The organism is Bradyrhizobium sp. LeoB3, from assembly GCF_055456055.1.
In genome coordinates, this window is the sequence record NZ_JBVBEF010000230.1 from 1 (window position 1) to 3,394 (window position 3,394).

The following is a 3,394-nucleotide window of genomic DNA, read 5'->3' on the forward strand; positions in this document are numbered from 1 at the left end:
CGGCGCGGTCGACGCTTCGACGAGAGTTCCGCTTGATCGTATCGGCAAACGACTGCAACGGTTCCACGATCGGAACCGAACTGAGGAAGAGGGGTAAGCGCGCCAGGAGTAGCATAAGCACTGTCGAGGTCAGCACCGGGTCACGAGCGTCACCCTCTGCGATAGACGGCGGCCTATCGATTTCCGCTATGCCTCGTTAGCGAGACCGATCATCAGCTCAATTGTGCTGCAACCAAGCAAGCTACCGTGTGGGTTCCAGTTCCAGGACTTGCAGTCCCACGGGTGTAATCTCGTATCTGCCACCTCGGCGGACCAGCAACCCAGCTCTGACCATCTCATGCGCAGTCTGCTCGCTACAAACAGGGTGGCTGCCGCCGGGGTAGTAGAGCCTGCCAGTTCGGTTGATAAGGTATCCGTATAACTGTGCGTGACGCAGCGCTCTGATTCTCTGCTTCTCCATCGCTCGTTCCCCTCTGGGGGGCTCGAAAGCACAGCAGCCTCCGCCCGGTCCCGCGACCACTGTGATGGCCATTATACGCCAGCCAATTCCTAAATGTTTACATGAAAACGCGCCGCTGCTGACAGCAAGACCGTGTCATGAGCGACGACATCCCATCGAAAATTGGAACAGCAATTCTGCCTTTAGAAAGGCGCTCGCGGCATGCCGAGTGATCTGCCCTGATGTTGGGTGCCACTGCATCTATGTCGCGTTTGGGTCAAAAAGCGAAGAACTCAGAGTGAGAAAATCTAGTCCGCTCCGCCCCACAAAGCGGACTTCAATGAGGGCTGCCGCCACTTCGCTGATGGGACAGACTCGGAAGTATCTGGAGCGAGCAGCTAATGTCTGTTGTGACTTCACGAGCGGACTTTTGCACGGCCCGATAGCCACCCCCGGTGCGAAGCAAACCATGGTAATCTGTCCGTCATCACGGAATAACGGAGGCTGTTATGCCCGGTCCACCGCCTGAAGGTCCGCATTTACGCTTGCTCAAGGGCAACCCGTCGAAACGTCGGGTCCGCCTCCCACCCGAGCCCGCGTGCGCTGATGAATGTCCTCCGCCACCCGAGCATCTGAGCGAATATGGGAAAGAGGTATGGCTTCAGGTGTCGCCCGAGCTGTTTCGACTCGGTCTGCTCACTGTCCTCGACGTCGGTCCACTCGCGGCCTACTGCAGCGCCGCCGCCCAGTTCAGACAGGTCGAGGAGGCGATTCAGCGAATGGCAGAGCAGGATGCGCGTGGCCATGCGCTGACGATCAAGGGTAGCGCGGGCAGTCAAGTCACCAACCCGCTGCTGCGCATCGCGTCGCAAGCGATGGCCGATATGCAGCGCATCGGTGCGCAGTTCGGCTTGACGCCGTCCGGGCGACTGCGGCTCAGCGGCATTACGCCGCCGCCACCGGCGTCGAAGTTCGATGGCTTGCTTGGAAGCTGATCGAGCCGCATTCCCTTAATTGCTGGTCTGTAGCTGGAGGGCTAGTCAGGCGCTTAAACCGTTCACCCTATCGCCGTGTGTTGCGAGAATGGGGTCTGAATCTCACACAGTCCGGCCAGCCTGGAGGCGCCTTCCCTTTGGCAAGCCAGACTCAGGTCGGCTTCGGAGCGAAGCGGATGTAAACCGGCGGCACGAACCGACCGAGTTGGTCGAAAATGACCCGCAACGGACATCGAGTCGGCCTAGCTAAGCCTGACGAATTGGTTGGTCACGGAAAAACTCGGAACAATCCCGTCTGTGCACTTCAGCTACGCACGCCGTGGGGCTGATCCGATGGCTCGCTGGACTGACGGGTCGGTTCCGACGTTCGCATAATAAGGTCACAAACTTTCGGGAGCTAGTTCGGCGATAAGCCGCGACAAGTTTGCTTCGGCTTTTGGACGAGCTTCGCGCAGGCGCTTGCGAATCCGGTCCGCATCTGGGTCATGCGCGGCTACATCTGCCTGTCCAATACCCGCGCCCGTCAGCCGATGCTCCGCCACCCATCGATGAAGAGTCTTGTCCACCGACCATCGGCGCCCGGCTTGCAAGTCCTCAAGTGCAAGTCGAACTAAGTCTTCCGGTACGTCCGGCGTTTGCATCGGCTTGCAAAGTTCGTTCTTTATTGTCTCATCGTCGTAGGCGGCTTCAATGTGACCGATGACCGCTGCGCTGAGGCAGAGAGCGCCGGGGCGTAGCATTTGAATCGTAATCCGGTCACCGTCGAACACACGCACAGAAATGCTGAGTGCCAAATGCCTTGGCAGTGCAATCCACATAGAGGCTGCCTGAGCAGCCTTCGATTGTCCCATGTTCGAGGAAGACTGTCCGATGTTCTATCCTCAGCACGCGCCCCTTGCGCACAACGTCTTTGATGGAGCGTAGGGCTTCTACCTCAAGGCACGAGATGGTCGCACCACGGTACATGGTCGGTGTCACCGTTGTATCGATGCGCAAGATTTGGCCGGTTCGTTCCAGCCGCTCAAACAAATCGGCCATGCATGTCGCCTCTGCCGCCGCTTCGAGTTGATTTGCTTGGCCGCCTGCCGTCTGCTTAAAAAACGCTTCGCCCGGTTGGACCTTGTCTCGGTTCCTGAGCCACGAATCGCGTGGCACGATCCAACGTATGCTTTCCGGCGCCGCGCCCATCTGGAGCAACCATACACCGACATCCATTGCGGTCTTGCCGCCGCCCAGGATGACATAGCTCTTAAAGTCCGGTGCAAACTTCGGAAGCACATTAGGGGGTGACGAGCTTTACGCCGTCACAAAGCTCGAAGGAAGGTACGTGGGTCGATGGCACTTGGGTGTTTAGGAAAGTAGCGTCAACGAGCTTTTTGCGAAACGTTACCTGCTGAATATCGCCCGAGAGTCGGGAGACAAAACGGTTATCTCCTTGATAGTCGCACAATGGAAAATATTGAACGCGGCCCGAAGGCAGAAACCGTTCGTTCATTAGCCGGTCGTAATAACTGATGATCTGAGCGCCGGAAGCGAGTTCGTAATAGCCCTTATTAAAACCTGCCACATCTAACCGACTGCTGCCGAGCGCACGAGACCCAACGCCGTAATAAGCTGACGGTTGATGAAGACGGACAAACGGATACGCGTCGTTCCAGTGGCCTCCGGGCATGTGATGACGGTCCACAATCACCATGCTCGCGTTAGTTTCGGTGAGCAGTTGGTCAGCGAAACACATGCCTAACGCGCCGCTACCGATGATTAGGTAGTCCGTTGAAAGCATTTGTGCACCTCATGTTTGCCACAGCCCCGAGTTGGCCGTTAGTGCAGGATGTATAATGCCCCACGACTTTGTCAGGTCCTGTTACGAAACACCATACGTAAGTCCGCTTCTGTGAAGGGTTTCGGATGCCGGCCGCTTGAGGGAGGGCGCGGCGTATTCGGCGGCCGGCGTCCGAAA

At 57.7% G+C, this 3,394-nt stretch carries 4 protein-coding genes; 1 reads left to right on the top strand and 3 read right to left on the bottom strand.

All coding sequences use genetic code 11. From position 1 onward, the window contains the following. Positions 1 to 948: 948 nt before the first annotated feature. Positions 949 to 1,434 (top strand): phage terminase small subunit P27 family, encoded by a 486-nt coding sequence (locus tag ACZXDY_RS45145; protein ID WP_464349917.1) that lies wholly within the window; start codon positions 949 to 951, stop codon positions 1,432 to 1,434. A 380-nt stretch (positions 1,435 to 1,814) separates the two neighbouring features. Here ACZXDY_RS45145 and ACZXDY_RS45150 read toward each other — a convergent pair whose 3' ends face one another. The 3 genes from ACZXDY_RS45150 to ACZXDY_RS45160 form a co-directional block, all read right to left on the bottom strand. Further along, positions 1,815 to 2,204: a hypothetical protein gene (locus ACZXDY_RS45150; RefSeq protein WP_464349918.1), complete on the bottom strand. Its 390-nt coding sequence runs from the start codon at positions 2,202 to 2,204 to the stop codon at positions 1,815 to 1,817. Next, complete coding sequence (locus tag ACZXDY_RS45155; RefSeq protein WP_464349919.1) at positions 2,191 to 2,622, bottom strand: hypothetical protein; 432 nt, start codon at positions 2,620 to 2,622, stop codon at positions 2,191 to 2,193. The genes ACZXDY_RS45150 and ACZXDY_RS45155 overlap by 14 nt, the downstream gene beginning before the upstream one ends. A 91-nt stretch (positions 2,623 to 2,713) precedes the next feature. Beyond that, complete coding sequence (locus ACZXDY_RS45160; RefSeq protein WP_464349920.1) at positions 2,714 to 3,217, bottom strand: NAD(P)-binding protein; 504 nt, start codon at positions 3,215 to 3,217, stop codon at positions 2,714 to 2,716. Positions 3,218 to 3,394 lie beyond the last annotated feature (177 nt).